The sequence below is a fragment of the Herbaspirillum sp. C7C8 genome, from assembly GCF_022627875.1.
GTDB lineage: Bacteria > Pseudomonadota > Gammaproteobacteria > Burkholderiales > Burkholderiaceae_D > Herbaspirillum.
This window is the reverse complement of the sequence record NZ_JABXGG010000064.1, coordinates 1-309: the sequence shown is the minus strand read 5'-3', so window position 1 is coordinate 309 and position 309 is coordinate 1. Positions and strand designations below refer to the sequence as shown.

Annotated in this window: 1 pseudogene; it reads right to left on the bottom strand. The window is 43.0% G+C overall.

What is annotated here, in order from left to right:
* Window positions 1–60 precede the first annotated feature (60 nt).
* Window positions 61–309, bottom strand: a pseudogene (locus HWE01_RS22655) (hypothetical protein); the annotation flags it as partial.

Genomic DNA, 309 nt, shown 5'->3' with positions numbered 1-309 from the left:
GCCGATCATTACACCGGCTTTGTTCATCTCGCTTTCTCCGTCATCCTCATGCGGCGCTATTTATGAAATGAGTTCTAATTGTTCTACCAGATCTCTGAATCGATGTTCCCTGCCATCACTGGCTAGACGAAGAAGGGGGAGCATGATGGACTGATAATTGGGGATGGGCATTCTTTGCGATATGAATTTGGATTTTGGTTGATTATATATACCAATTGACCTTGCGCCACTTTTGACCCTACCCCAATAAATAGTACCGCTTAGAAATAGAAATTCCGGCATGCTTTTGATCTCAAAAAGAGGAGTCAT